This window comes from Lentzea sp. (genome assembly GCF_035525475.1).
GTDB lineage: Bacteria > Actinomycetota > Actinomycetes > Mycobacteriales > Pseudonocardiaceae > Lentzea.
Genome location: NZ_DATLEC010000072.1, coordinates 32,454 through 55,937, shown reverse-complemented (window position 1 = coordinate 55,937; position 23,484 = coordinate 32,454). Strand labels below are relative to the sequence as shown.

The 23,484-nt window shown below is 69.2% G+C and carries 24 protein-coding genes; 6 read left to right on the top strand and 18 right to left on the bottom strand.

Annotated features, from left to right (window positions below; all coding sequences use genetic code 11):
- The first annotated feature begins 59 nt into the window (after nt 1–59).
- Nucleotides 60–1,250, top strand: a complete 1,191-nt coding sequence (locus tag VM306_RS13070) for a sensor histidine kinase (protein WP_325514627.1) — start codon at nt 60–62, stop codon at nt 1,248–1,250.
- A gap of 3 nt (nt 1,251–1,253) precedes the next feature.
- The gene (locus tag VM306_RS13065) at nt 1,254–1,901 is read left to right on the top strand and encodes a response regulator transcription factor (protein ID WP_325514625.1); all 648 of its coding nucleotides are present in this window, start codon (nt 1,254–1,256) and stop codon (nt 1,899–1,901) included.
- A 259-nt stretch (nt 1,902–2,160) separates the two neighbouring features.
- Here VM306_RS13065 and VM306_RS13060 read toward each other — a convergent pair whose 3' ends face one another.
- From VM306_RS13060 to lysX, 3 genes are read right to left on the bottom strand one after another with little or no spacing between them, the layout of a single operon-like run.
- Nucleotides 2,161–2,487, bottom strand: a complete 327-nt coding sequence (locus VM306_RS13060) for a hypothetical protein (protein ID WP_325514623.1) — start codon at nt 2,485–2,487, stop codon at nt 2,161–2,163.
- Complete coding sequence (locus VM306_RS13055; protein WP_325514621.1) at nt 2,484–3,566, bottom strand: XRE family transcriptional regulator; 1,083 nt, start codon at nt 3,564–3,566, stop codon at nt 2,484–2,486. The genes VM306_RS13060 and VM306_RS13055 overlap by 4 nt, the downstream gene beginning before the upstream one ends.
- 48 nt (nt 3,567–3,614) lie before the next feature.
- Nucleotides 3,615–6,917 (bottom strand): bifunctional lysylphosphatidylglycerol synthetase/lysine--tRNA ligase LysX, encoded by a 3,303-nt coding sequence (lysX, locus tag VM306_RS13050; RefSeq protein WP_414672368.1) that lies wholly within the window; start codon nt 6,915–6,917, stop codon nt 3,615–3,617.
- On the opposite strand from lysX, the gene VM306_RS13045 reads away from it, so the two are divergent.
- The gene (locus tag VM306_RS13045) at nt 6,879–7,718 is read left to right on the top strand and encodes an alpha/beta hydrolase (RefSeq protein WP_325514617.1); all 840 of its coding nucleotides are present in this window, start codon (nt 6,879–6,881) and stop codon (nt 7,716–7,718) included. The two genes, lysX and VM306_RS13045, sit on opposite strands and share 39 nt — an antisense overlap.
- Here VM306_RS13045 and VM306_RS13040 read toward each other — a convergent pair.
- Nucleotides 7,696–8,055, bottom strand: coding sequence for a VOC family protein (locus VM306_RS13040; RefSeq protein ID WP_325514615.1), 360 nt, complete (start codon nt 8,053–8,055; stop codon nt 7,696–7,698). The genes VM306_RS13045 and VM306_RS13040 overlap by 23 nt on opposite strands.
- Before the next feature lie 125 nt (nt 8,056–8,180).
- Between VM306_RS13040 and panB the strand changes: the two genes are divergently transcribed.
- On the top strand, nt 8,181–9,035 hold the full coding sequence (gene panB, locus VM306_RS13035) for a 3-methyl-2-oxobutanoate hydroxymethyltransferase (RefSeq protein WP_325514613.1): 855 nt from the start codon (nt 8,181–8,183) through the stop codon (nt 9,033–9,035).
- A gap of 9 nt (nt 9,036–9,044) precedes the next feature.
- Here the strand turns inward: panB and VM306_RS13030 are convergent, their stop codons facing one another.
- Nucleotides 9,045–9,902, bottom strand: a complete 858-nt coding sequence (locus VM306_RS13030) for a glutathione S-transferase family protein (protein WP_325514611.1) — start codon at nt 9,900–9,902, stop codon at nt 9,045–9,047.
- Between the two features lie 18 nt (nt 9,903–9,920).
- Between VM306_RS13030 and pip the strand changes: the two genes are divergently transcribed.
- Complete coding sequence (gene pip / locus VM306_RS13025; protein ID WP_325514609.1) at nt 9,921–10,862, top strand: prolyl aminopeptidase; 942 nt, start codon at nt 9,921–9,923, stop codon at nt 10,860–10,862.
- Here the strand turns inward: pip and VM306_RS13020 are convergent.
- The 12 genes from VM306_RS13020 to VM306_RS12965 all read right to left on the bottom strand — a co-directional run bounded on the left by VM306_RS13020 (nt 10,859) and on the right by VM306_RS12965 (nt 22,156).
- Nucleotides 10,859–11,284 carry an RICIN domain-containing protein gene (locus VM306_RS13020; RefSeq protein WP_325514607.1) on the bottom strand — a complete coding sequence of 142 codons (426 nt, stop codon included), beginning with the start codon at nt 11,282–11,284 and terminating at the stop codon, nt 10,859–10,861. The two genes, pip and VM306_RS13020, sit on opposite strands and share 4 nt — an antisense overlap.
- Before the next feature lie 51 nt (nt 11,285–11,335).
- On the bottom strand, nt 11,336–12,097 hold the full coding sequence (locus VM306_RS13015) for a helical backbone metal receptor (RefSeq protein WP_325514605.1): 762 nt from the start codon (nt 12,095–12,097) through the stop codon (nt 11,336–11,338).
- Entirely contained in the window at nt 12,097–12,765 is a 669-nt protein-coding gene (gene npdG / locus VM306_RS13010) for an NADPH-dependent F420 reductase (RefSeq protein WP_325514603.1), read from the bottom strand. The genes VM306_RS13015 and npdG overlap by 1 nt, the downstream gene beginning before the upstream one ends.
- A 198-nt stretch (nt 12,766–12,963) precedes the next feature.
- On the bottom strand, nt 12,964–14,358 hold the full coding sequence (locus VM306_RS13005; RefSeq protein ID WP_414672369.1) for an RNB domain-containing ribonuclease: 1,395 nt from the start codon (nt 14,356–14,358) through the stop codon (nt 12,964–12,966).
- A 26-nt stretch (nt 14,359–14,384) separates the two neighbouring features.
- Nucleotides 14,385–14,576, bottom strand: a complete 192-nt coding sequence (locus tag VM306_RS13000) for a hypothetical protein (RefSeq protein ID WP_325514599.1) — start codon at nt 14,574–14,576, stop codon at nt 14,385–14,387.
- Nucleotides 14,573–15,046: a hypothetical protein gene (locus tag VM306_RS12995; RefSeq protein WP_325514597.1), complete on the bottom strand. Its 474-nt coding sequence runs from the start codon at nt 15,044–15,046 to the stop codon at nt 14,573–14,575. The genes VM306_RS13000 and VM306_RS12995 overlap by 4 nt, the downstream gene beginning before the upstream one ends.
- Before the next feature lie 18 nt (nt 15,047–15,064).
- Nucleotides 15,065–16,066, bottom strand: a complete 1,002-nt coding sequence (locus tag VM306_RS12990; protein WP_325514595.1) for a C40 family peptidase — start codon at nt 16,064–16,066, stop codon at nt 15,065–15,067.
- Between the two features lie 3 nt (nt 16,067–16,069).
- Nucleotides 16,070–16,666 (bottom strand): hypothetical protein, encoded by a 597-nt coding sequence (locus VM306_RS12985; protein WP_325514592.1) that lies wholly within the window; start codon nt 16,664–16,666, stop codon nt 16,070–16,072.
- 29 nt (nt 16,667–16,695) lie between these two features.
- Complete coding sequence (locus VM306_RS12980; protein WP_325514590.1) at nt 16,696–18,573, bottom strand: hypothetical protein; 1,878 nt, start codon at nt 18,571–18,573, stop codon at nt 16,696–16,698.
- On the bottom strand, nt 18,570–21,428 hold the full coding sequence (locus tag VM306_RS12975; protein WP_414672367.1) for an ATP-binding protein: 2,859 nt from the start codon (nt 21,426–21,428) through the stop codon (nt 18,570–18,572). The genes VM306_RS12980 and VM306_RS12975 overlap by 4 nt, the downstream gene beginning before the upstream one ends.
- On the bottom strand, nt 21,403–21,873 hold the full coding sequence (locus VM306_RS12970; RefSeq protein WP_325514588.1) for a hypothetical protein: 471 nt from the start codon (nt 21,871–21,873) through the stop codon (nt 21,403–21,405). Before VM306_RS12970 ends, VM306_RS12975 begins: the two co-directional genes overlap by 26 nt.
- Before the next feature lie 4 nt (nt 21,874–21,877).
- Nucleotides 21,878–22,156: a hypothetical protein gene (locus tag VM306_RS12965; RefSeq protein ID WP_325514583.1), complete on the bottom strand. Its 279-nt coding sequence runs from the start codon at nt 22,154–22,156 to the stop codon at nt 21,878–21,880.
- Between the two features lie 416 nt (nt 22,157–22,572).
- Here VM306_RS12965 and VM306_RS12960 point away from each other — a divergent pair, with 416 nt between their 5' ends.
- Nucleotides 22,573–22,836, top strand: a complete 264-nt coding sequence (locus VM306_RS12960; RefSeq protein WP_325514579.1) for a hypothetical protein — start codon at nt 22,573–22,575, stop codon at nt 22,834–22,836.
- 9 nt (nt 22,837–22,845) lie between these two features.
- Here VM306_RS12960 and VM306_RS12955 read toward each other — a convergent pair whose 3' ends face one another.
- Complete coding sequence (locus VM306_RS12955) at nt 22,846–23,418, bottom strand: hypothetical protein (RefSeq protein ID WP_325514577.1); 573 nt, start codon at nt 23,416–23,418, stop codon at nt 22,846–22,848.
- Nucleotides 23,419–23,484 lie beyond the last annotated feature (66 nt).

Below are 23,484 nucleotides of genomic sequence, written 5' to 3'. Positions count from 1 at the left end.
CGCAGGAGTGGAGCCTGCTCCACCGCGCGACCGCGACCCGCCCGGCTACGTTTTCACTCATGAAACGGATCTGGGCGGCGTTCGTCTACCTGGCGACAGGGCTGCTGACGGCCATCTTGTCGTGGCTTTCGGTCGGCGTGTTCCTGCTGTCCGTGGTCGTCCTGCCGTTGCTGCCCGTCACCGCGCCGTACCTGCGTCGGATCGTGGACTTCGACCGGCGGCGGCTCGCGCGTTACGCCGGTGTCGAGATCCCGTCGCCTCCGCCGCTCGACGGACCGTGGCTGCACCGGGCGCAACGGGTGCTGGCCGATCCGGACAGCCGGCGGGACGGGATCTGGCTGATCACGCACGCCCTGGTCGGGACGTTGTCCGGGGCGGTCGCCATCGGTGTCTCCGGGGCGCTCCTCCAGCAGCCGTTCGCGTTCCTGACCTGGTGGTTCATCCCGGGTGGTGTCGAGAACTCCTTCGGCCTCCGCGTCGACTCGTGGCCGAAGGCGTTCCTGAGCGTGCCGATCGCGATCGTGCTCGCGCTGCTCCTCACCCAGCTCCCGCGGCTGGCGGACCTCGACGCGAAGTGGGCTCGGAAGATGCTGTCGCCGCCGAAGGCCTCGCTGGAGAAGCGGCTGGCCGAGGTCGTTGCCACGCGGGCCGCGGCGTTGAACGCGCACGGGGCCGAGCTGCGGCGCATCGAGCGGAACCTGCACGACGGCACGCAGAACAAGCTGGTCGGCGTCGTCATGATGCTCGGCATCGCGGAACGGACGCTCAAGCAGAACCCCGACAACGCGTTGCAGGCGCTGCTCAGGGCGCAGGACGCGGCGGGTGACGCGCTCGAGGAGCTGCGCAACGTCGTGCGGAGCATCCACCCGCCCGTGCTGGAGGACCTGGGACTGGACGGGGCGATCCAGGCGTTGGCGGCCCGGTGCCCGGTGCCGTGCGTGCTCACCGCCGAGCACCTGGGACGGATGCCGGCCGCGGTGGAGGCGGCCGCGTACTTCGCGGTGGCCGAGGCGCTCACGAACGTGGCCAAGCACAGCGGTGCCAGGCACGCGTGGGTCAGTCTCGGTGTGAACGACGACAAGCTCGTCGTCATGGTCCACGACGACGGCAAGGGCGGCGCCGACGAGAAGCGGGGAACAGGGCTGGACGGCATCCGCGGCAGGGTCGCGGCGCTCGACGGCACCGCGGACGTGAGCAGTCCCGAGGGTGGCCCTACCGTGCTCACCGTCGAGCTACCGATGGGGAAGTGACCAATGCGCATCGTGATCGCCGAAGACGACGCCCTGCTCCGCGAAGGGCTGACGTTGTTGCTGCGCAACGAAGGCATCGAGGTAGCGGCGGCGACGGACAACCCGGACGACTTCCTGGAAGCCGTCGCCGAACACCAGCCGGACATCGCCGTCGTCGACGTGCGGATGCCGCCGACGTTCACCGACGAAGGCCTGCGGGCCGCCGTCGAGGCACGGCGCAGGCACCCGAAACTGGCCGTGCTGGTGCTCAGCGCGTGGGTCGAGCAGAGCTACGCGCACGAACTGCTGGCCGGCGCCAACGGCGGCGTCGGCTACCTGCTCAAGGAACGCGTCGGCAAGGTCGCGGACTTCCTCGACTCGCTGCACCGCGTCGCGAACGGCGGCACGGCGCTCGACCCCGAGGTCGTGTCGCAGCTGCTGGTGCGGCGCCGGGCGGACGACGCGCTCAGCGTCCTGTCACCCCGTGAGCGCGAGGTCCTCGGACTGATGGCCGAGGGGCGGTCCAACGCGGCCATCGGCGAACGTCTCGTCATCAGCGCGGGTGCCGTTCACAAGCACATCGGCAACGTGTTCCTCAAGCTCGGGCTCAACGGTGAGGACGGCACGGGTGACCGCCGGGTGCAGGCCGTGCTCGCCTACCTGGACCACTGAGATTCGTTGCTGCACAAGGGGAAGAGCACGGTCTGCCGGATCGACCGCGGTCAGAGCAGACCGGCGCTTCTCGCATAGGCGGGGAACCCCGAGCCCGTGCAAGGCAACCTCATCTCACTGCCACGCAGCATGTCGATGAGGTTGCCCGCGGCCGCCTCGGAAAGCTTGCCGTCACGACACAGTCGGGCGAACAACCAGATGGTGCCGTGCACCTCGAGTCCGTTCGCGCGCGCCACCTTGCTCGCCTGTCGGTCGTCTGTCAGCGCGATACCGCCGAGCACCTCGCTGGCGGCGAAGACGCTTGCTTCTCCATGATCGCGGTCCGAGGTGCCGATCGCCCTCGACCACTTCGCGAAGAGTTGGATCTCGTGGATTCATCCAAGGCCTCGACGTGAAGCCACGGCAGGTCGAGCGCGTTGCGGAGCAGCGGGTAGCTCTCGACACCGCGGCTGATCTCGTCCTTGACGACCGCCGTTGTCCAGCAACCCCGGCCGCTCAGGAGGTCGCCGAGCACATCAAGTCGTTCGATCAGCGCGAAGTGCGACAGACACATGGTGTCGAGGACCAGCGGCTTGTTCGCCGTCATGGCGCGACTTCGTCGTCAGGAACAACCGGCAGGTCGCTCTCGACAACCTGGCCGTGCATGAGCTCGACCACGCGCGACGACGTCAGCATGTCGCGCTTCCAGGCTTCCATCACCGCCTTGGCGTAGTCGCGGGGTACCCGGACGGAATCGAGGTCAGGTTGGGGAGCCCAGCCGACCGCGTCCATCAGCTCCGCCTTGGTCGGTGTCCGCTGCCTCAACCGGCGAGCCTCGGCCGCGTCGACGACCTCCACCAGCTGAGCCTGACGAGTCGCCAATGACCACGACGTGCGGTAGCGGGCCGCCAGCTCGACGAGTTCCTGCCGTCCGTTCACCTTCGCCACCACGTCGGAAGGCAGGAGCAACTCAGCCGCGAACGCGTCGACCACCGCTTCTCGGTCGCGAAGGGATGCGTGCACCCCTATGTCGTTGGAGTACGGGTCTCCGAGAACCATGTGTCCGAGCTCATGTGCCGCGGTCGCTCGCCGACGCCCCGGGTCCACCGACCGGCTGACGACGGCGACAGCGAGGTCGTCGCCCACCACCATGGATGCGCCGTCACCTGGCAGGTCGGTGACGAGCACGTACTGTCCGGCCTTCTCGCACAGATCCATCACCGTGTGGATCGGCTCAAGAGCGAGGTCCGCGTCTCGCCTGATCTGCAACGCAACGCGCCTCGCATCGTCCTCGGTCGCGACAACGCCCTCATAGCGGTACGGCGTCCGACGCGACAACGTCCCGAGGTCGATGAGCTGCTGAACATCTCGCGCCCAGGCCTCCAGGCGCGCTTCCAAGCGGAACGCCTGGCGGCCCGCATCCGTGGCGGTGTCCTCACTCAACTCGGCGCGTCGGGACAACACCGGTGGAGCGCTGTGGAGGAAGTAGTCCAAGGGGACGTCCAGTGCGGCCGCGAGCCTGGTCAGCTCCAGCGCGTCCACCTTGCGCGTCCCGGCCTCGATCTTCGCGATCATGGTGCGGTCGAGCGACAGGGCAGCACCCAGTTCCGCTTGCGAGAGACCAGCACCGATCCGGGCATCGCGTACCCGCTCGCCCACCTGGCCCCACTCCCGCACCTCGGTCATGGTGCGATTTCGCACACTTCGACAGCCCTACCACCGAAGTATCTGCAATTACTGGGGCCGCACGAACGGGAACAGCACCGTCTGCCGGATCGACGTGCCCGTCAGCATCATCAGCAACCGGTCCACGCCCATGCCGAGCCCGCCCGTCGGCGGCATGCCGTGCTCCAGCGCCCGCAGGAAGTCCTCGTCCAGCTCCATCGCCTCGACGTCGCCGGACGCGGCCTTCAGCGACTGCGCCTCCAGCCGTCGCCGCTGCTCCAGCGGGTCGGTCAGCTCCGAGTAGGCCGTGCCGATCTCCGCGCCGAACGCCACCAGGTCCCAGCGTTCGGCCAGGCGCGGGTCGTCGCGGTGCTGCCGGGTCAGCGGTGACACGGAGGTCGGGAAGTCGATGTAGAACGTCGGCCCGACCGTGGAGGGCTCGACGAACGAGTCGTAGGCCTCCTGCACCAGCTGGCCGTGGTCCCAGTCGTCGTTGATCTCGACGCCGCGGGCGGACAGCAGTGACCGCAGCTGCGCGACGGACGTGTCCGGCGTGACGGAAGCGTCCAAGGCCGACGACACCGCCGTGTAGACGGGGACGATCGGCCAGTCCCCCGAGATGTCGAACGGTCCCTCCGGGCGCACGGCGACCTCGGTGCCGAACGCCTCCCGCGCCGCGTGCTGGACCAGCGTGCGCACCAGGTCGAGCATGACCCGGTAGTCCGCGTAGGACTGGTAGGCCTCCAGCATCGTGAACTCGGGGTTGTGGGTGGCGTCCGCGCCCTCGTTGCGGAAGTTGCGGTTCAGCTCGAACACCCGGTCCACGCCCGCGACGCACAGCCGTTTCAGGTACAGCTCCGGTGCGATCCGCAGGTACATCCGCATGTCGTAGGCGTTGATGTGCGTGACGAACGGGCGGGCGTTCGCGCCGCCGTGCACCGCCTGCAGCATCGGCGTCTCGACCTCGAGGTACGCCTGCGCGTGCAGGAACTCCCGCACGCTGCGGATGACGTCGCTGCGCAGCTTCAGCAGCGCCGCCGAGTCCGGGTTCACCACCAGGTCGAGGTAGCGCTGGCGGACGCGGGCCTCCGGGTCGGTGAAGCCCTTCCGCTTGTCCGGCAACGGGTGCAGGCACTTCGCCGTCATCGTCCACGACGACGCCAGCACCGAGATCTCGCCGTGGTCGGACTTGACCACCTGCCCGGTCACGCCGACGTGGTCGCCCAGGTCCACGTCCGACTTCCACGACGCCAGCGCGGCGCCGAGGGTGTCGGCCGACAGCATCAGCTGGATCTCGCCGCTGAAGTCCCGGATCCGCGCGAAGCAGAGCTTGCCCATCTCCCGCAGCGCCACCACCCGCCCGGTGACGGAGACGTCCTCGCCGAACCGTTCCCGCGCCCCGGCGAGGAGGTCCGTGCGCTCGAACCCCACGGGGTACGGGTCGATGCCCCGGGACACCAGCCGTTCGACCTTCGCGATCCGCACCCGGACCTGCTCGGGACGCCGCACGGCCTTCGGTTCGACCCGGATCGCGTCGATCTCGGCGACCTTCGCCGCGAAGTCGTCGCTGACGTCCGCCTTCTGCAACGCCCGCTTGCGCAACGACCGCAGCGACGGCACGAACCCCTCCGCGACACCGGCCGCGATGCTGACGCGTGGCAGCGACCGGGAGCGCTCGTAGCAGAAGAAACGCGGCTCCCAGTCGGGCAGGTACTTGGCGTTCGAGCGGTACAGCGACTCCAGCTGGAAGAACCGCGACGCGAGCGACAGCACCCGCCGCCACGCCCGCAGCACCGGTCCCGCGCCGATCTTCTCGCCCTCCTCGAACACCGCGCGGAACATCGCGAAGTTCAACGAGATCCGGTGCACGCCGAGGTGTCCGGCGGCGCCCGCGAGCTGGGCGACCATGTACTCGTTCAGGCCGTTCTCCGCCGCCCGGTCGCGTCGCATCAGGTCGAGCGACACACCACGACGGCCCCACGGCACGAACGACAGCAGGCCGCGCAGAGCACCCGACGCGTCGTAGGCCTCGACCATCACGCACCGGCCGTCGCCCGGATCTCCCAGGCGCCCCAACGCCATCGAGAACCCGCGCTCGGTCTCGGCGCCCCGCCACGCCTCCGCCAGGTCCAGGATGGACGCCATCTCGTCCGGCGTGATCTCGCTGTGCCGGCGGACCCGCGCGGTGTACCCGGCGCGCTCGACCCGGGACACGGCCTGGCGCAGGCCTCGCCGTTCCGGACCGGCCAGGTTGAACTCGCGGACGTCGAGGATCGCCTCGTCGCCGATCTCCAGCGCCTTGAGCCCGGCGTCGGAGTACACCTGCGCGCCGCGTTCGGACGCGCCGAGCACGCCCGGCATCCAGCCGTACGTCCGCGCCTCGGACAGCCACGCCAGCACGGCCTCCGGCCAGGCCTCCTCGTCGCCGATCGGGTCCGCCGACGCCAGCGTGACGCCGCCGATCACCCGGTACGTCAGCGCCGCGCGCCCGGACGCCGCGAAGACCACGCTCTTGTCGCGCCTGGTCGCGAAGTAGCCCAGCGAGTCCGGTTCGCCGTCGGCCGCGAGCAGCCGGCGCACGTCGAGCTCCTGGTCGGCGGTGATCATGTTCTGGGTCCGCACGCCGCGGAAGAACACGTACAGGGCGCGGATCGCGACGAGCGTGCCGAGCAGGCCCAGGACCACGCTCAGCCACTGCGGGCCCTCGGGGATGTCGAGCCGCCCGAGCCGGACGACCTCACCCGTCGCCTGGTTCGCCGCCCACGCGAGCTTGTCGGTCTGCTCGACCAGGCCGCCGGGGAAGAACCCGGTGAGTCCCCACCCGGCCGCGACCAGTGCGAGCATGCCCACTACGAACGACGCAAGCGCTTGCCTCCACGCGCCGCGCGCCAGCCGTGCGGGGAACGCCTCGCGCACCGCGTACAGCAGCACCACGAACAGCACCGAGGTCGTGAACCCGGCGCCGAGAAACGCCCAGTGCGGTTGCTCGTCCGGGTCCAGGACTTCTTCAGGTGCCAGGGCCAGGATGACCATGATGAAGCCGACCAGCACCAGACCCACGACCTGGAACAGCAGCAGCGCCCACAGCGCCGCCCGCTTGTGCCTGCGCAGGGCCGCGCCGAGCACGAAGAACACCATGGCGATGAAGAGGTTGCCGTCGATCGGCAGGCCGAAGAAGTACCCGATGGCGTCCGCGACGTCGGTGAACCAGCTGTCCTCCGGCAGCACCACCCGCAGCAGCGACAGCACTCCGGCCAGCTGCACGACCGTCGCGATCGTGCGCGCGGTCTTCCACTTCCACGCCGGTACCACATCAACTCCCGGGGTCTGCCGATGTCGGCCATGATCCCGTCTTCGGCCGGGCGGGTGCATGCCGCCTCCTCCGGGCGTGTCGACCACCCCGTCGTCGTGCTCAGCTCCGGCCTCGGCGGGGCGTGGTTCGACTGGGACCGGACAGTGCGGTTGCTGGAACCACTGGCACGGGTGATCGTGTTCGACCGGCCCGGCCTGGGCCTGAGCGGTCCCGCGCGCCGTGGACCGTCCCTGGCGCGGGAGGTGGCGGTGCTGGACGCGGTGCTGCGCGGGATCCCGAAAGCGGTCCTGGTCGGGCACTCGATGGCATCTCTGCACGTCGAGGCCTACGCCCGGCTGCGACCGCACCGGGTCGACGGCGTCGTGCTGCTCGACCCGGACACGGAGACACCGGGCGCGGGAGCGCCGTTCGACGTCGCGGCGGTGCTCGCGCAGGGTCTGCGGGCGGTCGGCAGCCGCTGGCTCGGCGCCCGCGCCACGCGCCGGTTCGGGCACTCGTTCCGGAACTGGCTCACAGCGGCCTCGACGCTCGGGGTGACCGATCCCGCCCCCGCCGACCTGGTCGAGCTCGTCTACCGGCGGCCCGGTGTCGGGCGGGCGGCGTTGTGGGAGCTGGCGTCGTACCCCGGCCAGGTGGCGACGCTGGAACGGCTGCGGAAGCGCCGGCCGTTACCTCGTGTGCCGTTCCTGGTGCTCACGGCCGGACGGAAGATCTGGCCGGAGCACCGCTCGTTGGCCGCCCTCGTGCCGTGGGGGCGCAACGTGCCGGTGCCCGGCAGTCGGCACATGATTCAGATGGACCGGCCGGACGCCGTGGTCATGGCCGTCCGGGAGGCGCTCAGGGGTCTACCCGACCGCTGAGCAGGCAGAACTCGTTGCCTTCCGGGTCCGCGAGCACGTACCAGCTCGCGTCGCCCTGGCCGATGTCGACGCGCGTGGCGCCGAGCGCCAGCAGACGCTCCAGCTCCTCGTCCTGCCCCCGGTCGGTGGCGGTCACGTCGATGTGCAGGCGGAGCTTCTGCAGCTTGCGGTCGGGGGTGCGCAGGAACAGCAGGGTCGTGCGCTTGTCCGGTGGCCCGATCTCCACCGACTCGTCGTCACGGCCGAGCACCTCGTAGCCCAGGACCTCTCCCCAGAAGGCGGCGAGGCGTTCGGGATCGGTGCAGTCCAGTACAAGCTCAGTGATTCGTGCTGCCACGCGTGTGACGGTAGCCGCATCTTCGTTCCGTTTCCGGCCAGCAGTGCCACCCTGGTGTTCGGCAACCGTGCACCAAACGCCCGGGGACCCGCACACGTGGGCCTCGAGGAAAGGACCGGTCGACGATGACCACTGCCGAAGTTTCCGCGCCCTACGGCTCCGGTGCGGGCCAGAAGCCCCCGGCCAAGCGGGTTCGCGTTCACCACCTGCGTGAGATGAAGGAGCGCGGCGAGCCGTGGCCCATGCTCACCGCGTACGACATGTACACCGCCGAGATCTTCGACGAGGCGGGCATCCCCGTTCTCCTCGTCGGTGACTCCGCCTCGAACAACGTCTACGGCCACGAGACCTCTCTGCCCGTGACCGTCGACGAGCTCGTGCCGCTCGTACGCGCCGTGACGCGCTCGACGCGTCGTTCTCTCGTGGTCGCCGACCTGCCGTTCGGCTCGTACCAGGTGTCGGTGGAGCAGGCCGTCGCGACGGCCGTCCGGTTCATGAAGGAAGGCCAGGCGCACGCGGTCAAGCTGGAGGGCGGCGCCTACTTCGCGCCGCACATCCGCGCGATCACGGCCGCGGGCATCCCGGTCATGGCGCACATCGGCTTCACCCCGCAGTCCGAGCACCAGCTCGGCGGCTACCGCGTGCAGGGCCGTCACGAGAACCACGACGTCGTGCTGCAGGACGCGCTGGCGGTGCAGGAGGCGGGCGCGTTCGCGGTCGTGCTGGAGATGGTGACCGCCGAGGTCGCCAAGCAGATCACGCACGACCTGGTCATCCCGACCGTAGGCATCGGCGCCGGCCCGGACACCGACGCCCAGGTGCTGGTGTGGCAGGACATGATGGGTCTGCGCCGCGGCAAGGGCCCGCGCTTCGTCAAGCGCTACGCCAACCTCGCCGAGATCATGCTCGGCGCGGCCACCGAGTTCGCCAACGAGGTGCGCGGCCAGCAGTTCCCCGGCCCCGAGCACACCTTCCACTGATCGTCCGGTCTAGCGGGTCCAGACCTCCGGGTCCGGACCCGCCGGCACGATCCCGGCCGGGTTGATCTGGTGGTGCGTCACGTAGTAATGGCGCTTGATGTGGTCCCAGTTCACCGTGTCGCCGAACCGCGCGTACAGCCGTTTCGCGTACGCCCACAGGTTCGGCATCTCGGTGAGCTTGTTCCGGTTGCACTTGAAGTGGCCGTGGTAGACGGCGTCGAACCGCACGAGCGTGGTCCAGAGCCGGATGTCGGCCTCGGTGAGCTGGTTTCCGACGAGGAACCCGTGACCGCCGAGGTGCGCCTCGATGCGGTCGAGCTCGGCGAACAGGGCGGTGTACGCCTCCTCGTAGGCCTCCTGTGACGTGGCGAAACCGGCCTTGTAGACGCCGTTGTTGACGTTGTGGAAGATCGGCTCGATCCAGGCGTCGATCTCGTCGCGCAGGTGCTCCGGGTAGAGGGTGCTCTCCGGGCGCCACTTCAGGCTGAGGTCCAGGGTGATCTGCGGGTAGTCGTTGGTCACGACACCGCCGGTCGTGGTGTCGACCAGGGCGGGAACGGTGACGCGGCCCTCGAAGTGCTCGTCGGCCCTGACGTAGGCCTCCTCGAGGAAGTCGATGCCCAGGACCGGGTCCGTCCCGGCGAAGCGCCAGCCCTTCTCGTCGCGGATGGGGTCGACGACGGCGAGCGAGATGGCGTCCTCGAGACCGAGCAGCTTGCGGACGATGACCGCGCGGTGCGCCCACGGGCACGCGAGGCTCACCACGAGCCGGTAGCGGCCGGGTTCGGGCTCCGGACGTGCGGTGAAGCGGTTGGCCTGCCGGACGAACGCGCCGGTGGCCGACGTCTCCTTCATGAACTGGGCCATGTGTCCGACGATAGGCCCATGTACCCGGAGATCGAGCCCCACGCGTCAGGCCACCTGGAAACCGGTGACGGCAACCTCGTGTACTGGGAGGAGTGCGGCAACCCCGACGGCAAGCCCGTGGTCTTCCTGCACGGCGGTCCCGGCGGCGGCTGCTCGCCGTCGCACCGCCGCCTGTTCGACCCGTCCGCCTACCGGATCGTCCTGTTCGACCAGCGCGGCTGCGGGCGTTCGCTGCCGCACGCCTCGACGACCGGCGACCTGTCGACGAACACGACCTGGCACCTCGTGGCCGACATGGAACAGCTGCGGTCCGAGCTGGGCATCGAGCGGTGGCAGGTGTTCGGCGGCTCGTGGGGCTCGACGCTGGCGCTGGCCTACGCCGAGAAGCACCCGGACCGCGTCTCCGAACTGGTGCTGCGCGGCATCTTCACGCTGCGGAAGTCCGAAATGGACTGGTACTACGGCGGCGGGACGGCGAACATCTTCCCCGACCTGTGGGAGAAGTTCCTGGCGCCGATCGCCGGCCTGGAAGGCGACCCGGTCGAGCTGTACGCGAAGCTGCTGGCCGACCCGGACCCCGCCGTGCACGGCCCGGCGGCGGTCGCGTGGAGCACCTGGGAGGGCGCGACGGTGACGCTGCTGCCCCGCCCCGAACTGGTGGCGGAGTTCGCCGTGCCGGAGTACGCGCTGGCGTTCGCCCGGATCGAGAACCACTACTTCGTCCACAACGGCTGGTTCGAGGAAGGCCAGCTCATCCGCGACGCCGCACGCCTCAGGGACATCCCGGGCGTGATCGTGCAGGGCCGGTACGACATGGCCACGCCCGCCGTCTCGGCCTGGGACCTGCACAAGGCCTGGCCCGGCTCCGAGCTGGTGATCGTGCCGGACGCCGGGCACGCCTACGACGAGCCCGGCATCCTGTCCGCACTGCTGGAGGCGACGGACCGGTTCCGCGACTAACGCAGGCCGACCCACTTCGCACTGGACGTGGCGCAGGCGGCGACCGTCACCGTGGCCGTGAGGCACCTGTTGGTGCCCACATTGCGGAACTGGAAGGCCGACCCGGACGGCACCCGGCGCCAACGCTGGTTGGCGCCGGAGCCGCACGCCTGACCGAGCACGTCACCGGCGCTGGTAGCAGACAGGCACCTGTCGGTGGCCATGTTGTGCGGCCAGTCGACCCCACCGCTGATGGGAACGATCCACCGCTGCTCGTCAGCGATCTCGTCGCACGGCCTGAGCACCACGTTGGCGCCGGTGTCGGCGAGGCAGCGCGTGGTACCGGCAAGCTGGTAGACGACCACCGGTTCGGCATGAGCCGGAACGGCGGTGAGAGCGGCGGCAGCGGCGGCTGTCGCGATGATCGCGGCTGGTTTCCCCATGGCCGGGAATCCTGGCAGCGCCGACGCCCCGGCGAATCCACCCACGGTTGGTCAACCACGGCCGTACCCGAGAGCTCGCTCGAGACTCTCCCGAGCCTCCACGAGCGACGGCCCGTACCAGGTCAGATGCCGCCCGTTGACCAGCACGTAAGGCAACCCGGGAAAGCTCTCCGGCCCGTCCTCGTGGGTGAACAGATACGGCTCGTCAGGCAGAACGACAAGATCGGGCCGCCGATCGTTCAGCTCCTGCAGACCAGGCCGCGGATACCGCTCCTCATGAGAGGCGTAGACGTTCTCGATCCCCAGCCGCCGCAACACATCGGTGGCGAAGGTGTCCCGCCCGACCACGACCCAGGGCCGCCGCCAGACAGGAACAACAGCGGTGAGCGTCGCCGGCCGGGTCTCACGCCACAGCCCTTCCGCCCGAACGAGCCAGTCGGGCTCGAGATCCCAGGCAAGCCCGAACAACCGCCGCAACGACTTCAACGCCATGGGCACAGTGGCAGGTGCCTCGGTCACCCACACCCGAACCCCGTCGGCGCGCAACCGGTCAACGTCCTCGGCCCGGTTCTCCTCGGAGTTGGCGATGACGAGATCCGGCTCCAACGCGAGAACCTTCTCCACGTCCGGGTACTTGGACCCACCGACCCGAGCAACATCCAAAGAGGACGGATGCGTGCAGAAGTCGGTAGCGCCCACCAGCGCCCCTGGCACGCTGACCGCGACGGCCTCGGTGATGGACGGCACCAGACTGACCACCCGCCGAGGCTGGTCCAGCGGAACCGGCTCACCGAGGTCGTCAACGGGAAGCATCAGACACCCGTGATCTTGAGCCCGGCATGCGTCTTGTACCGCCGGTTGACCGCGATGAGGTTGGCCGTGAAGGCCTCGACCTGGTGAGCGTTGCGCAGCCGCCCGCCATAAACCCCGCGGAACCCTGGCACCAGCTCAGCCAGCGCGCGAACGGTGTCGGTGGCCTCGCGATCGTCCCCGAGCACCAGCACGTCCATGTCCACTTCAGACACACCGAGGTCAGCCAGCAACACGGCGGACACGTGGTGGAACGCAGCAGTGACCCGGGACTCCGGCAACAACAACTCAGCCTGCTGAGCAGCGCTGCCCTCGGCAACGGGCAACGCGAAGGGCCCCTGCTTGTCAAAGCCGAGCGGGTTCACACAGTCGATGACGATCTTCCCAGCCAACTGGTCCCGCAAAGAGCCGAGCAGGTCACCGTGCCCGTCCCAAGGCACAGCGACGAGGACGATGTCGGAGTCGGCAGCGCAGTCGGAGTTGTCAGCCCCCCGAACGTCACCCCCGGCAACCTCGACGATCTCCTTGGCCGCCACACCGGCACGCTCAGCGCTGCGAGAACCGATGATCACCTTGACACCAGCCGCAGCCCAGCGGATGGCAAGCCCTCGTCCCTGAGCTCCAGTGCCACCCAGGACGCCGACGGTGAGGTCACGAATCGATGCTGTCACCCCAGCATCTTCACACGACAAACCACACCCAGGTGGACCAACGTGACCTTGCGCTCGACGAAGCCGAAGGCGAGCAGCACGGCAGCACTCGAGCGGAGCTCCCAGCGGCGGGGTCCCCCGATCAGGTTGCCGGGGGTCCGGGGAGAGCCCCTGGGGAACGCACCCAACAGGAACCAGCCGCACGCAACCGGGGAACGCTCAAACAGCCGCGAACCGAACCCGCCTCACAACGGGATCAGCCTCCACCAGCCGAACCCGAATCCGCTCCCCCTCAGGCAACCGAGGCCCGGAACACTTCGCCAACACAGGAGGCGAGGCCACAAAAACCTCAGCCTCCTCATCCCCGGCCCGCAAAACCACAGCCTCGAACTCCGCTCCAACAGACCCAGCCAGCACCCAGGCCTCAACGAGGTCCAAAGAAGCCCGCTCCACCTTCGACGCGAGCGAATCCGAAGCCCCCATCAACGACGGCAACTGCGGCAAGGCCTCCGAAAGCCAGCCCGGCAACTCCTGCCCAGCAGAAACAGCAAGACAAACCTCGGTGGCGAACCGATCCACCAACCGCCGCAACGGCGCAGTCACATGCGTGTACGGCGCGGCAACGCCGGCATGGGTCACGACCTCAGGAACCGAACCGGAAAACGCCGTGTACCCGGCACCACGCAACAACCGAGTGGCATCGGTGAACAGCGCCAACGCCTCAGGCGTGGAAGCATCCAGCCCGGCGAGGAACGCCCCGGCCGACAGGTCCGCAGGCCAGTCGACCCCCAAAGCCACCGCAGACTTCCGCAACGACTCCACGGCAGAAGCGTCCGGATCGGGCAAAGTACGCAAAATCCCGACCCGAGCCTCCAACATGATCGACGCGGCGGCCATCCCGGTCATCAAGGAGATCTCAGCGTTCCAGGAGTCGACCTCAGCCCGAGGACGGGTAACGAGCTTCCACCCACCGGAATCAGGCTCGATCTCCTGCTCGGGCAGCTGCAGCTCAATGGCCCCACGCGCGAGGGCCAGCCTCCGCCGCAACGGCCCGAACTCACCCAGAGCAGCAACAGAAGGATGCGGCGACCCAGCGTCGAAGGAAGCCTGAACAGACGCGTAGTCGAACTGGGCGACAGACCGGACCAACGCCCGCCGAACCTCGACGGCGGAAGGCACCCCATCGGCCCCACAAGCGAAAGTCCACAACACAGCAGGCCGGACAACCCCGGGCAGAAGCGAAGCAGCCCCCTCGGACAACACAGGAGGATGCAACGGCACGTTGCCATCAGGCAGATAATGAGTCTGCCCCCGCCGCCGAACCTCAGCGTCCAACGCACCGCCAGGCGTCACGAACAACCCGAGGTCCGCGATCGCGTAGTGCACGACGAACCCGTCGCCCTCGCGAAGCACGCAAAGCGCCTGGTCGAGATCCTTGGCGCCAGGCGGGTCGATCGTCACCAGCGGCAACGAGGTGAGGTCGGGGCGGTCTCCAGGAGAACGGGAGACCGCCGCCTCAGCCTCAGCCAGCACAGCGGCGGGAAACGCCGAAGGCAGGCCGAACTCGGCGCGAACGCCGTCAAAAGCAAGGTCAGCACGACCAGTGCGAATCACCGAAGCCACCCGCACACCCTAAGTCGTCAGTCGTCCTCACCGCGGTACTTCCGGTCGGCCTCGTCGGCCGACCGGGTCCGCTCACGGGCGATCTCCAGAGCACGAGCCGCGGTGGCCTCGTCCGGGTACGGGCCCATGCGGTCGGGCCCCTTGCACCCCTTGCCGTGCTCCACCGTCTGGTGGGTCAGGCAGTAGAACCACCCACTCGAGTCGCTCATACGCGTTCGCCTCCCATCGGCGCCGGGAATCCCCTCGGCGGCGTTGACTGGTTGGCGTTGGCGTACTCCGACGGGATCGGATCCAAACACGAGACCAGCACCGTGCGGTCCTCGGCGTTCTCGATCTTGCGTCCCGAGCGGTCCCGGTAGACCAGGGACCCGTCGGAGTCGATCTCCATGATCGCGCCCACCTCGGCGAGCTGTTCCTCGTCGAGGTCGCCGAGCTTCTCGTAGCGCGACGGCACCACCCGGTAGATCGGCCACTTCAGGTGGCCGTACGTGCGGTGGAACTCCGCCATCAGGTGGATGAGGTGCTGCTGCCAGGGCAGCGGCATCGACTCGGCCAACGCACGCGGGATCACCACGTAGTCGGACGACACACCGGGAGCCCCGGCCGCCATGTAGTCACGCACTGGTGTGCTCGACGCGGGCGGTCCGGAAGGCCTCGGGATGGGGTCGTGGTTGAACATGAAGCGCCTCCCCGCGATCTACACGCCAGGCCGGACGGCCAGCGGCATCAACTCGTAGTAGTCCCAGTTGATCTTGCTGATCTTCACCACGTCCCCCGTCTGCGGCGCGTGGATGTACTCGTCACCGCCGAGGTACATGCCCACGTGGTGCACAGTGCGCGGGTTCGACCTGTCGGTCGCCCAGAAGATCAGGTCACCTGCCTGGGCGTCGCGCACCGGGAGGTGGGCGCCGCCCTGTTCGTACTGGTCGTTGGCCACGCGCGGGATCTTCACGCCGGCCGCCGCGAACGCCTTCACGAGGATGCCGGAGCAGTCCCACGCGTCCGGGCCGTTGCCGCCCCACAGGTAAGGCTCGCCGAGCTGCTCCTTGGTGAACCCGATCGCGACGCCCGCGGCGTTCGAGGCCAGCAGGAACTCCCCCGCGCCGGCGCCGCAGCCGGCCGGGTCGCTGATCTGGCCGAGCTCCCCGAGCAGGAACGCCGCCATGGACTCCCAGTTGTGGTACCGGTCAGGGAACGCCGAGCGCTCCACCGCCTGCGCCGAGTCACCGGGCCGCTTGTTCTCCCAGTCCGGCACCTTCAGCAGCACGTCGTAGAACTTGTTGATCGCGTAGGTCGGGTCGGTCACCTCGGCGGGCGACCCCCAGCCCATCGACGGGCGCATCTGGAAGATGCCGAGCGAGTCGCGGTCGCCGTAGTCGAGCGGGCGCAGGCCCGACTCGGTCATGCCCGCCTGGATCGCGACCTGCCACGCGAGCGGCGGCAGCTTGCGCTCCTGGCCGACGGAGATGATCCGCGCGACGATGTTGCGCTGCTCGTTGTTGAGCCTCGACGCGTCGTGACGACCCTTGTCGCCGCCGCCGGCCTCCCACGGGCCGATGGCCGCGTTGCAGCTCATGCGGACGAAGTTGGTGTTGATTGCGGGGTTGGTGGAGTTGCTGACCACCTGCGAGACACCCGACGTCGCCACCGCGACCACGACGACCGCGAACAGCGCTCCCACCACCACCATCACGCGCATGGGTCAATCCGCCTTCGTGTAACTGTTCACGAGCCACTTGCCCTCAGGCGCCTTGACCACCGTGATGCTCACCTTGCCGAGGTTGGTGGTGACCACGTAGTCGATCGACGACGTCGTCGACTTCACGGCCTTGACCTTGTCGGTGAGCTTGTTCGGGACGTTGCGCGGGTCGATGGTCGCCATCTGCGCGAGGAACTCGGGGGTCGTGTACTCCTCGAGCTGCTTGAGCCACTTGTTGACGTCGTTGCCCGGCGGCGGCTTGATCCAGTTCTCCGCCCACAGCTCGGCGGTCAGCTGCGCGTCGACGGCAGGCGGTGCCGCCTTCGCGGAGTTGGACGGCGCCGGTTGCTTGGTCGGCAGCGAGGTGGCGCTGGACGGCAGCTGTCCCACCTGCGTCCCCTGCGCGGACGTCGAGGGCGGGGCGGCCGTGTTCTGGCCGGAGGGCGTGCGGTCGAGCAGCCTCGGGATGATCACGCCGAGCGCGACGACCACCACCACGAAGATGATGATCGAGGCGGCCAGGTGCCGCGGGGAGCGCAGCGGCCAGCCCCACAGCCTGCGGTAGACCGCGGCACGGCCGCGGTTGGTCCGGATCGGCATCTACGCTCCCCTCTCGTCGGTGTGCACGGTCAGCTGTTGTCCCTGACCTCGAAGCCGCGCGACGGCCGGTAGATCACGTGCACCGGACGTCCCGCCACGACTTCCGTCTCGGCCCTGCGGGGCTCCTGCACCGGCGCGGTGTAGCCGACGGCGCCGCTGGACCGCGACGGCACGAGAACCGCGTCGTCGACCCGGTCCCACTGCCGGTCGGTGACCGGCGGGGCGTCCACGACGCGCGACCGCGCGGAGGGCAACGCCGCCGGGCCCGATCGCGCGGGCAGCGCACCCGACCGGACTGCGGAGGAGTCGCTCCCGCTGGAGATCTGGCTGGTCTGGGAGTCGCGGTCGAGCCGCTGCGCCGTCGCCATGACCGGGCTGGACGCCTCCGGGCGCACCCGGCCGCGACCGCGCTGCGGCACCTGGTCGCCGTCGGCCTCGTTCTCGCGCACCGAGTCCCAGAACTCGTCCTGCGGCGTCGGACCCGCCTGCTTCTTCCTGCCCAGCATCTTCGACCAGACGCCGCCGCTCATCGGCAGGACGTTGCTCGCCGAGCCGACCGACATCTCGACCATCTGCCACATGCGGCGCAGCGGTTTGCCGATCACGAAGCACACGAGTGTCAGCATCAGGCCGAGCAACGTCCGCGTCAGCAGCGACAGCCCGCTCGCGTTGAAGATCGCCTGCAGCAGCAACGCGTGGACACCCGCGAGTACCGCGAGCACCAGCACGTTGAACACCGTCACGGCGGCCGCGCGGGCGACCTTGCGCAGCAGGTCGTGGTGGATCAGCGCGACGAGACCGATGAGCGGCCCTGCGAGCGTGAGGATGCGCAGCAGCAGCTGGGCCAGCAGCACCGCGGCCTTCGCGAACAGCTGGAACAGCGAGAACGCGATGGACTGCAGCAGAGCCAGGAACCCGGCGCCGGTGCGGCTGCCGTCGGCGCCGTCGAAGTAGCCCTTGGCGGTGCCGAGCTGGGCTTCGAGGGCCTTCCACTCGGCCTTCTTGGCCTCCAGGGCCGCCTGGTCGGCGTCCTTGTGCTCGGCGATCTCCGTCGTCGTCCACGCCTGGGTCTTGAGGATGCGCGGGCCGTACTCGGCGGCCTGCGGTGCGTCCGGCGTGCCGAACGCGCCGCGCAGCCAGCTCTGGTAGACGACGGCGTCGTGCAGCTTCGTCGGCAGCACGTGGAGCGTGCCTTGTTCCTCTGGCGCCTCGATGAAGCCCGCCTGGATCTCCGAGGTTTTGGAGACCAGCGTGTTGTCGAGGAGGTTGTAGAACTGCGGCAGGGCCAGCGTCGACGTCGCCAGCCACATGGCCGCCAGCGCCCAGAGCCCGCGTTTGGAGATCGACGCGAAGTCGCCGGTCCAGATCTGCCGGAACATCAGGATCGCCAGCAGCAACGCCACCAGGCCGAACCAGCGCAGGTAGACGTTGTCGTAGACCTTCTGCACGCCGTTCTTCACGGCGTCGTCCAGCGGGACCAGCAGACCGCGGCCCATCACGGTGTAGTGCAGGGCGTTCGTGGCGCCGACGATGTTCTTGCCGATGCTGAAGAGCTCGTTGCCCGCCCACGTGTCGAGCGTGGCGTTGGCGTCCGGCAGGACACCGCACTTGGGCTGGTAGTTGTGCCAGACCATGCCCGCGTAGCCGTACTCGAGGTACGGCGAGCCGGGCAGGCCGTTGCCGACGGGCGGGTCGAGCGCGCCGACCATGCCGGCGCCCGGCCGTTCCGGGTTCGGCGCCTCGCCACAGGACTGGGCGTTCGCCATCGGGGCGCCCATGACCACCTGCAGCGCCAGGAGGGCGGCCACGATGCCGACCCGTTTGGTGCGCACTGACACGCGCAGCGCGAACCGCCGCCTTGCCCAGAGCAAGGCGGCGATCGCGAGCACGACCGTCAGCGCCGTCATGCGCCGCCGTCCCGGTGGCGGTTGGAGCCGTCACCGTGGCCCACGAGCTGGGCCTCTTCCTCCGTCAGTCCGAGCTCCATGTCCGCCGCCAGTTCGTCGTCGATCTCGTCGGGCACGTAGGCGGGCGGCTGGGGCGCCGCGTCGTCGTCCGCCGGCACGAGCTCGCCCTTGCCGTTGTCGCGCTTGGCATCGGGGGTCGTGTCGAGGGCGTTGCGCAGGTGTTCCAGGTGCGGGCCGCTGAAGTCGATGCGGATCCGCTCCACGCCACCGGCACCGTCGCCGAAGATGAACTGCCGCGGCGCGCGGTCGCGTTCGGTCGCGTTGCGGTCGCCACCGGGGCGGCGGCCGAGCGAGGCGACGACCTGCTCGTACCCGGCGCCGATCGGCACCTTGAGCAGCCGCAGCGCGTCCGCCTGCGCCTGGTCGTCGTCGAGCCTGCCGACGAAGACCGAGTCGAGCAGCGCGACGAACCCCTGGATCCTCAGGAAGTCGGCGGGGATCTGGCTCGACAGCAGCACGCGGACGTTCCACTTGCGCGAGTCGCGCGCGAAGCGGTTCATCAGCACGCGACCGGTCGGGACCTCGGAGAGGAAGAACGCCTCGTCGATCCAGACGCCCTTGCGCTGGTCCTTCGGCTTCTCGTAGATGGAGCGCTGGGTGAGCCAGGCGGCGAGGTTCAGCATCTCGACGCCGAGCGACTCCGCGTCCGTCCAGTGCTCGCGGCCGACGCCGTCCTTGGGCAGGTTGAGACCCGCCATCGTCAGGACGGTGAGGCGGTCGTCGCGCACCTCGTTGTACGGGTCGAGATTCTCCTCGGGGATCAGCAACGACATGCGCTCGCGCATCTCGTCGAGGAAGTCCGCGACGACGACGGCGTGCTCGTGGTGCTCGGACGCGTCCCGGCGCAGCGCCTCGAAGACGAGACCGGGGTGGGCGTCGAAGCGGCCACCGACCGTGCGGACCGCGCGCAGCAGCACGATGCGCGTCTGCGGCAGCCGCGCGACCTCGAACGGCAGCAGGCCGGAGAGCACGTCCAGCACGAGGCGGCGGCGGGTGGCGGCCGCGAGGGCCTTCTCCCGGCGCCAGGCCCGTTCCGGGTCGTCCTCGTCGAGGAAGTGCTCGATCATCGGCTCGGCGACCACCCGGTACGGGTTGAGGATGCCGGGCTGGGCGTTGAGCAGGTTGATCGGACGCGCGTACGGCCGCAGTTCCGGCAGCTCGCACAGCGCGGACAGCGGACCGGACGGGTCGAGCAGCGTCCAATGCGCGCCGGCCCGCAGCGTCTTGTAGACCATGCCGCCGCCGAGGAACGACTTGCCGGCGCCGAGGCCCGCGACCATGGCGGTCAGACCGGAGGAGTCGCGGAGCTCCTGCGCCATCCACGGGTCCCACGCGACCGGGCGGCGGGTGGCCGTGACGGTCTCGCCCAGCAGGATGCCGCGGCGGTCACCGACCTCGGCCGTCGCCGTCGGGACGGCGCTGGCCGCCCACAGCACGCTGCCGCGGCGCAGGTACGCGCCGCTCGACAGCGGTTCGCCGGGGATGAACTCGCGGGCGATCGCGTACTGGGCCTCGGGGTGCTCGATCGCGACCTTCGGCTTGTACAGCTCCAGCAGCGACTGGGCCAGGCGCAACGCCTCGCGCTCGGTCGGGCCGCTGACGGCGAGCCGCCACCACGAGCGCACCCGGGTGCCGAGCGCGGTGAAGCCCGACGTCATCTCGTCGTCGATCTCCAGCACGCGACCGGCCTGGCGGGCCAGCGACTGCGGGGGCTCCAGCTCGTGCTCGTCGGTGTAGTGGCGGACCTGCGAGCGCACCTTGCTCATCTGGCGCGACAGCTCGCCCGACACCTCTTCCGGCTTGCGCACGTAGATGCGGGCCGACCACTCGACGGACGCCGGGAGCCTGTCCGCGCGCTGCACCCACGGGTCGTCGACCTCGGGGATCTGCAGGCCGTGCATCAGCCCGACCGTCAGCACCGCGACGTGGCGCTTGATGCCCGCGTTGGAGCCGGTACGGCCGCGCACGGTCACCGTCGGCGAGTAGGGCTCCTGGTGGAAGTCCGCCGCGTCGGTGAAGCTCGCGAGGTCCTCCGGTTCCCACGCGGCACCGGGCACGGCGGGCATGTTGCGCGGCGCGGGCAGGCCCAGCGAGCACGACCGGTGCATCAGCCAGGACATCTCCTCGGCCGTCGCGGGACGGCCTTCGAGACCCGCGGACCCGATGACCTGGTCGAGGTGCTCGACCTCGGAGTCCAGCGCCACCAGCTCGGCGTCGACGGCGTCCGGGAAGACCTTGCGCAGCACGGGCGCCGCGCGTTCGACGGCGCGGTCCATCATGTTGCGGGTCTGCACCTGGACGCCCAGGTAGACCTCTTTCTCCGCCATCGAGCGGCCCATGAGCTGCTGCTGCTCGCCGACCATGTAGTCGTCGAACGACAGCGTGCCCGGGGTGTCCGGCAGGCGCTTGACGGCGTTGTGCACGTGCGCCTCGGCCCACATGCGGATCGGGTACGGCCGCGTGGTGACCCGCAGGTGCATCCAGCGGCCCTGCAGCTCGGCGTACTGGCCGGCGATCGCGGCGATCAGGTCCTGGCGCTGCGAGTCGCTGCGGAACGACCAGCGCTGCGGCGCGAGCCGGTACCAGGCGTAGACCTCCTGACCGGTGCGCAGCAGGTGGCCGTCGATGCTGCGGGCCGCGATCGACGGCGTGTAGCTCGGCACGGCCTGCTCGCCGGGCAGGCGGCGGCCGCGCTTCGAGTACGCCGCCCGCTCGCGCTCGCGCGGGTCCGCGGCGGCGTGCTGGGCGATGTGCTGAGCGGAGCGACGATCACGGTCTCGCCGGCGTCCGAACACCGCGAACCTCCTTCTTACGGCTGGCTGACGTCCGGTGGGGCTGCGCCTGCTGTCTCGCCCGTTGTTTCCTGCTCGGCTTGGGACGAGGCCGCTGCGGACTGACCCGGATCCGGGCGGCGCTGGCCGCTCCACCGGTGCTGGCCGTGCGCTCTCGAGGTGCGTTGAGCTCGTGGACCCACATCGACATGACCGCCGTGAGCGGCCTTTCGTGGCTGATCCGCTGGGTGATGAAGCGAGTGAGGATGATCGTCGCGACGAGGGCCCACGCGGTCGAGAAGAACCCGAACCCGATGCCCATCTGCCGTTCGATCGTGAGTACGACGAGGAAGACGACGATCCCCACGCCCCACGCGACATACCGCGCGCGCCAGGGGAAAGTCGCTTTGGGCGGGCCGAGCCAGACGGCGTCGACCCGGTAGACCTCGTCGTCGGTGCGGACCCGCACGCGCTCAGCCTCCGACGAACAAGCCGGCGAGCCACTTGCCGATGTTCGCCCCCGCGTCTGTGGTGACGGCGAGGCCGATGATGGCCAGTGCGACGATCACGCCACCGAGGCGGCGCATGACGCCCGCGTTGTCGCCCTTGCCCCCGCCCAGCCACAGCAGGAGGAGCGCGACGGTCAGGAGGAGCAGCGGGACGATGTTGCCCAGGATCCAGTCACGGACATTGCTTGTGCCCGGCACCGTCGGTTGCTGCTGAGCGAGTGTCACCAGTTCCATGGCGGTCATTTAGGTACTCCAGAGTGCGCTCGGGCTTGCGCTACGAGTAGAACACGAGTTCGTCACGGCGTGTGTGGCTGTTGGTGCGGGCTGTAGATCATCTGGCCGTTCCCCCTGGGAGGAATTACGTCTAATCTGGCCGACACATCATCACTGAGGAGACGTCGGTGGGGAACACCCGGCTCGAGATTCTCTCCGTCGCCGACCAGGTTCACCCGACTGCGAACGCCCTGGTCACCCACAGTGCGTGCACCCTGGACATGCGCACGTGTCCACCCATGTGACCGTGCTGATCGGCCGGTTCGCGACCCCGGCGGGTGTGCGGCCCGGAGCCACGACTCCGAGGAGATTCGCACATGCTCGAACCTGACCTCGTGCCGGACGGAAGTGTGGACGGAATCACAGCCTCCTCTGGTGCTCCAAGCGTGGATGAGCCTACCGGGCAGAGCCCCCAATCCCGGCGCCGGGTCCAGAGGACGATCAACTTCGACAGGTCCGTGCTCGAGCGCGCGCGTGCGGCGGCCACCTACCTCGCGTCGTTCGAACCGCAGTCAGGGGTGAGGTCGCTCGCGGACATCGTGAACCCGGCCGTGCTGGCCTACGTGACCGAGCTGGAGGAGCTCTACAACGGCGGGGAGCCGTTCCGGCCCGTGCTGCGGATGCCGTCGGGCCGTCCGGCCAACCGCTGAGGCGGGTGACTACACGCGGTCCCAGTACTTGGTCAACTGAGCCGCGTACAGCACCAGCAGGCCGCCGTCGACTCCCATGAGCAGCCAGACGACCCAGTCCAGGTTGGCAAGTGCCAGCGGAAAGGCGACAAGCGCTGGCGCGATCGCGATCAAGATCAGCGGAATGTGGTACGGCAGCAGTCGGTGACGCAACCGGACCTTCGGGTCACTCATGCCGATGTGCCATCCCAGAGATCCCCCGCTGCTCTTCGACAACGGTTCGTCGAACCTGACGCGCAGATACTCCGAGGCAGTTCCGATCTGGGTGTTGTGGAAGAGGATGAAGATGCCCAGCAACAGGGAGACCAGCGGCGAGACCAGCAGGAGTGGCCCGCTCTTGCGGTCGACCCCGAAACCCAGCACCGCGGAACTGACTGTCACCGAGCAGACCACCAAGGACGTTCTGTGATCCATCTTCTTGAGAATCTCGTCTCGCAGCGTCTTGTACTCCGCCAGAGCAAGCTCTGAGACGAACTTCGGGTCACTGGCGATCGAAAGCTCCTCGGTCCCGTCCTCTACCACTTGCCCGTCAGGAGACTCCATCTGTCCTCACAACCTTCTCGGCATCATCGCCAGCCGACTCGGTGATGAAGCCGGCAGCGTTACAGG